The sequence below is a fragment of the Maribacter sp. 4G9 genome (genome assembly GCF_002742265.1).
In the GTDB taxonomy this organism is placed as follows: Bacteria; Bacteroidota; Bacteroidia; order Flavobacteriales; family Flavobacteriaceae; genus Maribacter.
Genome location: NZ_MDGL01000038.1, coordinates 1 through 6,417 on the forward strand (window position 1 = coordinate 1; position 6,417 = coordinate 6,417).

5 protein-coding genes are annotated in these 6,417 nt (G+C 32.3%); 2 read left to right on the plus strand and 3 right to left on the minus strand.

Annotated features, from left to right (window positions below; translation table 11 throughout):
* Positions 1–305 precede the first annotated feature (305 nt).
* A complete protein-coding gene (locus BFP75_RS05250; RefSeq protein WP_099544008.1) occupies positions 306–4,025 on the minus strand; it encodes an Eco57I restriction-modification methylase domain-containing protein in 3,720 nt (1,239 codons plus the stop codon).
* A 268-nt stretch (positions 4,026–4,293) separates the two neighbouring features.
* Here BFP75_RS05250 and BFP75_RS21730 point away from each other — a divergent pair, with 268 nt between their 5' ends.
* Entirely contained in the window at positions 4,294–4,452 is a 159-nt protein-coding gene (locus BFP75_RS21730) for a hypothetical protein (protein WP_165776518.1), read from the plus strand.
* A 169-nt stretch (positions 4,453–4,621) separates the two neighbouring features.
* Here BFP75_RS21730 and BFP75_RS05260 read toward each other — a convergent pair whose 3' ends face one another.
* Positions 4,622–5,170 (minus strand): hypothetical protein, encoded by a 549-nt coding sequence (locus tag BFP75_RS05260; protein ID WP_099544010.1) that lies wholly within the window; start codon positions 5,168–5,170, stop codon positions 4,622–4,624.
* Between the two features lie 105 nt (positions 5,171–5,275).
* Entirely contained in the window at positions 5,276–5,809 is a 534-nt protein-coding gene (locus BFP75_RS05265) for a helix-turn-helix domain-containing protein (RefSeq protein WP_099544012.1), read from the minus strand.
* 137 nt (positions 5,810–5,946) lie between these two features.
* On the opposite strand from BFP75_RS05265, the gene BFP75_RS21735 reads away from it, so the two are divergent.
* The gene (locus BFP75_RS21735; protein WP_165776517.1) at positions 5,947–6,105 is read left to right on the plus strand and encodes a hypothetical protein; all 159 of its coding nucleotides are present in this window, start codon (positions 5,947–5,949) and stop codon (positions 6,103–6,105) included.
* The last annotated feature ends 312 nt before the right edge of the window (positions 6,106–6,417 follow it).

A 6,417-nucleotide genomic window follows, 5' to 3' on the forward strand; every position in this document is an offset into this window, starting at 1 on the left:
CCTATACTGAGGACTACTATTACTGAAAAACGTCTAAGAAAAAGAGGTTACGAAAGTATGCTAGCGTACTACCTTAGTGTAAAGTTCTGATATAACGAACCGCCGTGTACGAGACCCGTACGCACGGTGGTGTGAGAGGCGCAGTCCGTTCCTAACTAGGGGCGGACCCGTCTACTCGATTGTGTTTTCGTACTTTATTTTCCGTTCTGTTTGTAGCGTTGGCAAAGACATACTCTTTTGCAATTTTTGACTTGTGTATTGGCTGAAGCGAATTGCAAATGTGTATGGCTTTATGCGTTGGCTAATTATTTTTCAATTAATTCAATTTCCTCTTTATTAAAATTAAGTTCCTTGTAAATTATGTTGTTTATTTCAGATTCAAATTCTGCAATATTGCCTTCGGAATTATGTTTTTTAATCTCAATTATTTTATCAACGAGTTCGATAACTTTCTCTGCTTGTTTTAATGATAAATAAGGTGTTTTGTCTAAATACATTATTTTCAAGTTCACATCTAAAAAGTTCTTTCTAAAATAAAAATTGTACAATTCTGAATTCAATAAAGCCAATGCTAGTTTCAGCTCATTTATTTCTTCGGATTTTGACGTTAAAAATATTACTCCATCTCCTAAATAATAGTTTGATGTGTCTAAAGTTCCAACTAACCGCTTATGTAAAGTTTGATTTCTTATTTTTTGAAATAATATTTTAGGCTGTTCAAACTGTTCTTTATCTCTGGGCCATTGAAGAGAATACCAAGGAATTACACCCTTTTTTACTTCACGCCTTTTTTCTAATCTTTCTTTAAAAGGAATTAGCCATTCTTTTGTATTTGGAAAACTTTCAATCTCTATATGTTTATTCAAATAAAGTATTTGTTTTTTAGATGAATCATTAATTGAGTACTTTTTAAAATCAGAACCAAGTAAATATGGCTTGAGATTACTACTGTCTATACTTTCAGGCAATTCCGAAGCAAAAATAAAAGCACCATTTAAGCCTGAAACTATACCTTGATATATATTGAAATGTGCTGATAAAAGACTTTCTGAACTTTTCATAAGTTTCTCGCAAATTTTCAACTCCTCATTTGAGCTTAATGAAATTTCAAAACCCTCTTTTTCAAACAAGCTTTGCTTTGTTAAAAATTGCTCATTTGTAATTAGTTCTATACTATTATTGCTAGAAATTGAAATTTCAATGTTATGGTTTTCTTTTGGTTTTTCTTTTTCGTATTCTATGATGATAGTATCATTACTTGCATCTTCAAAAACATCAGAACCAACATAATTAATCTTATGTATCGAAGAATTAGTAATTAGATTTTCTCGAATTTTTGCAAAAGCTGAATTTTTCAGTAATTGCATTGGTATTATATATGTTAGTAAACCCTTTGACGATAGTAGAGATAACCCAAATTCTGTAAACAAACCGAAAAGGTCTATTCTGCTAGAAGCATTTTTATAAAACGAGAATATATATTCTCTTTGGTCTTTTGGAATACCACTAACTGCAACATAAGGTGGATTTCCAATTATTGCATCAAACCCAACAAAGTCACCGTTATCATCTAAAACTTCTGGAAATTCAAAACGCCATTCAAAAGCTTCTTCATAGATTTTATTATTCTTAATTTCCTCAATTATAGACTCTAATTTTTTAGAATCTTCCGTTAGTTTTTTAAGTTTTTTATTCCAAGCAGTTTTTTCTCTTTTTGTCAATTCAAACATTTGCGTTTGATTGGTCATTCCAAAAATCTCGCCTTGTAATTTATTAAATCTCTTAACTTTTGGGTCGTTAAGTGATATTTCACTTCTAAAATCGTTCTTAATATCATCTATCAGTTTTTCCATTGCTCGCTTTTGCTCTTTGTTTTGAGCATTGCGATAGGTGTCAACTGCAATTCTATAACTGTCAATAGTCCATTTACTACTTTTTAAAGCTTTTTTAAGGTCAGCATCTAATTCAAAGCGACTAATAAGAGAATTACCGCATTTGATATTTATGTCAATGTTTGGAAGTGTTTCTAGTTCACTTTCGTTTTTGTAGTATGCGTTTTTAAGTAACTCAATCCAAAGACGTAATCGACATATTTTTACTGAATTTGGGTTAATATCTACACCAAATAAGCAGTTTTCAATTATGGTTTGCTTTTCGTGAAATAATGTTTCTTGTATTCGTTGACTTTCTTTATTGGTTGGATTGTACTCAAACAATTCTCCATCTTCGTCAGTTACAATTAATTCATCATTAACAACTTCAAATTGGTATTCTTTTAGCCTTTTTCCGTCTCTATCTTGTAAAACTTTAAGGTCGTTTTTAATGGCAATCATTTCATTAAGTGCAGAAACTAAAAAGTGTCCTGAACCAACTGCTGGGTCGCAAATTTTTAAACTGTTTATAATGTTATTTGCTTCTTGTCTGTCCTCAATTTTATCGTAGAGAGAATCTATGTCTTTACAGTTCCAATCTTTAGCTTCGTTGAATTTTTGGATAACCGCTTTTCTAATGGTTTCACGACACATATACATTGTGATAAAACCTGGTGTGAAAAACGAGCCATCCTTGTAACCATTAATTTTCTCGAAAATTAAACCGAGAACAGAAGCGTTAATTAGAGTTTTATTATCCTCTTGAATTTCTTCTTTTCCTTCACTACTAAAGTCGTAAGCATTTAGAAATTCGAACAAATATTCAAGCGTGCTTAAATTTCCTGTTCGTTTTTTTCCGCTTTCACTTTTTAAAACGGTTGAAGAATAAATCGGAATTGTTTTATCGTCACGTAAATTGCTAATAAATAATGTTCCGTGTTCAATGCCTGTTGGCTCAAAAAGTGAGCTGTTTAAATACGGAACTTTTGCAAAAAGTTCTGTAACATCTTCATTTCTTTCGGATTGTTTTTTAGCTAAAACTTGAAAGAAAAGGCTGTTTAAATCATCATAATTTTGAATTTTATCAATACTCAAAAATTCATAGGATTTGTCTCCTTTATGATAGGTTTTTAGTTGAGCTTCTAAAAGTTTAAGAAACAGAATTCTGTTAATCCAAGTTATGCTTAATTCAAGTCCAACATTAAATAAACGCTCTTCTTGAGTTGTTCCAAAATGACTAGGATTGTCAAGTCTGTTTATTTTATCTAAACTGTCAAGTTGTATTATGGCATTTTCGAGAAATGAACCTGTGTTTCTTTCACCTTTTTTGTTTCGTTCAATTAGTTTTTTACTTCCGTCTTTAGTTTCGGAAAGTCCAATAATATGTAGTAATTCACCATAAAATCTTTTGTCAAGACTATTGCTGTCATTTGCAAAAGGTAATTTTAATAAATGTTCAGGCGAGAGTAACTTAAAAAGCGCTATAAGTTTATTGTCGTCTTTTGGATTGTCATTACGAAGTGGTTTTTCGTATTCTCGTATATCGAAAAATGTAAATTCAATATCATTCTTTAATCCTTTGACAAAAGGCTCTGCAATTTCCTTGTAGAAAAAATCAGTTGTTTTTCCTGCTAATCTTCCATTTTCAAAATCGTTGAATTGTTTAACCAATCCTTTGTTTTGAGCAAACTGCTTTTCAAATACGTTGGAATCAAAAATGAACCATTCGTTTATGTTTGTAGCAACTAAATATTTTATTTCGAGGTTTTTTTGAGTAATTCGCTCTCTCAAATAGTAGAGAGCCAATTCTTGAAATGCTTTGACATTGATTTTTTCCTTTGTCAGCATTTCCGATTTGTTGGTTGGCTTTTTTGCTTCAATGATTACTCCAACTGTACTTTTTGCTTTATTTCCGTTATGGATTACAAGGTCATTTCTTCCTTTTGTATTTATGAAATGGTTGTTCTTGTAATAAGTGTCTTTTAGAAAGTCAGAAACTAGGTTTTTGTGAAATTCTTCTGATTCAGTATCATTTGTTCGGTCGAGCAGTTCAATCAAATTCGTCTTGAAACTTTCAATTTCCGTTCTGTTCGGTTTTATTTTTAAAAAGGCTTTGTTTATTGCCTTTCGTGGTTTCAAGATTTTTATTTCCATATATTGTATTCTCTCTGTCAGTTTTTAAATTTAATTCATTCTTCTCAATATCATTCGAGCGTTGGCAAAAAACAGCTCTTTTGGTTTCTTAGCGTTGGCTTTCGTGTCGGAAAAAACCAAATGTGCTGTTTGTGCGGCTGGCTTTTTTCGGTATGAAACACAACGCAGGGCTATGTGAAGCCACGTTACGGGTTTTAAATTTACGCAACTTGTTGGGATAAATTTAAAATACGTGTTGAACGTGGCCAGGTTGCATATAGCCGTTGATATGTACAGTTTTCCTCGATGGCGCCTAAAGGTGATAGGTTTGATGGCCCCTCATCCTACGGATTATGCAAACTGGCATGGCCCTGCGATGATGTACAATTCCCAAGGGGCGGGAATTGGAGCCTTTGGCGACAATGTAGCGACTTGGGTTCACCTTTAGGTGAATTGTACATCATCGTTGATGTATAAGATTAGTGGCGTGTTTAGTCAACTAATTTAGTAAACAGATACGTGCCAGAGAAAATTCCGAAGGAATTTTCCAAGTAGGCTAAAACTAGCCATTAATTTTATACGGTGTTGTGCATAGGCTTTCCTCGTATTATATCTTTTTATAATATTCTAATGCCAAAAAACTGGTCGGATAATATTATAATTGAACTTACTACCATTGTTATTATTGTTGTCCAAAAATTGAATTTCCAATTCAGTCTGTATTTTTTTGAGATTTTAAAGACTAAAAAAAACAAAAAACCAGAAATAATGATTGAAATAGTAAAAAGGCCAATTCCTAAGAATTCACTTATTCGTCCTTCGTCGTTTGGATTTATGAAGTTCATTATTCCTGCTAATAACCTCATATAAAATGGAACGAATAAAATGGGATAGACAAATTTGTTCCAGCCTTTCGTTTTGAGTATTGAAAATGCAAGTATTGCTTGAAAAATGGTAATTACTGGTCCAGAAGCTGAGATATAGATTTTATGCCATTCAGTTCGTTCCTGTTCGTTTTCGAGAGATACAGAATTTAGTCTCATTATAGATTCATATCCTAAAGATTCGCTTGTAATCCAATGGGTGAATTCGTGAATTATCCAAGTAAAAATGACAATTATTAGAGTTGAAATAATATATTTTCCATTTATCTTTTGTTCACTCATTTGTTTAATATTGAAATGTTAATTTTATTTGACAATAATCAGACAATAAGTGTGAATTATTAAAAAAAAGATAACGACAATGTTATGTCAATGATGTGACATTTATTATAATAGTTTGATTTTGAGAATTATATATAATTCCGAATTATTTGTTAAACTTATTGAATTTTTAAACACAATAAAGATATTTATACAGATTAGAGCAATTAAAATAATTATAAGTAAAGGAATATTAATTTGTAACCAATTCTGAATAAAAGGACAAATTATTAATAAAATAGATGTAATAATAGTCCAAATGATTTGAATATTTAATATGTCTTTTCCTATTGATTTTGTTTTTTCATTTTTGCTTTTAAAAGTTAAAATGGCAGGTAAGATTATGTTTCCAAAAGGGATAATACAAAAAGATAATGTTGATATATTGATGATTTTAACTTTCTCTAAATCAATTTTCTCATTTATAAGGTTGTCTGGTTTAACATTTAAAGTTTTTGCTAAGGATTCTAATGTATATCCTTTTAGTTCACTTCCATTCTCAATTCTCTGTATAGTCCGTAATGATAAACCTGATTTTTCAGCAAGTACAGTTTGAGTTAAATTATTTTTTTCTCTATAAAATCGAACTTTGTTTTTCATTAACTATATCCGTTTTTCAGCTTATGCACAACGCAGGGCTATGTGAAGCCACGTTACGGATTTTAAATTTACGCAACTTGTTGGGATAAATTTACAAATACGTGTTGAACGTGGCCAGGTTGCATATAGCCGTTGATATGTACAGTTTTCCTCGATGGCGCCTAAAGGTGATAGGTTGGATGGTCCCTCATCCTACGGATTATGCAAACTGGCATGGCCCTGCGATGATGTACAAATCCCAAGGGGCGGGAATTGGAGCCTTTGGCGACAATGTAGCGACTTGGGTTCACCTTTAGGTGAATTGTACATCATCGGTCTCGTATAACCGTCAGTTGCGGGTTTTAAGTTAGCTATTTTTCGGTTTGGCACAGACGCTCGCAATTCCGAGTGGATTCGGACGTAGTCGAATCCGCCGTAATTGCGGTTAGCATCTATGTAAAAGCAGCCTGTCGAGTATCTTTAAGATTCACCAAAATCAAAAGATATGAAAACACAACAAACTGCTCCACCCAAGTTATTCATTGGTATCGACATACACAAGCGAAGTTGGAAGGTACACTGTTCGACCGATCTTTTCTCGGGCAGGACCTTTTCCATGTCCCCGGACC

Coding starts and splice junctions, on each gene's coding strand:
- BFP75_RS21735 (WP_165776517.1), top strand. CDS start 5,947: ATGTACAGTTTTCCTCGATGGCGCCTAAAGGTGATAGGTTGGATGGTC.
- BFP75_RS05250 (WP_099544008.1), bottom strand. CDS start 4,025: ATGGAAATAAAAATCTTGAAACCACGAAAGGCAATAAACAAAGCCTTT.
- BFP75_RS05265 (WP_099544012.1), bottom strand. CDS start 5,809: ATGAAAAACAAAGTTCGATTTTATAGAGAAAAAAATAATTTAACTCAA.
- BFP75_RS05260 (WP_099544010.1), bottom strand. CDS start 5,170: ATGAGTGAACAAAAGATAAATGGAAAATATATTATTTCAACTCTAATA.
- BFP75_RS21730 (WP_165776518.1), top strand. CDS start 4,294: ATGTACAGTTTTCCTCGATGGCGCCTAAAGGTGATAGGTTTGATGGCC.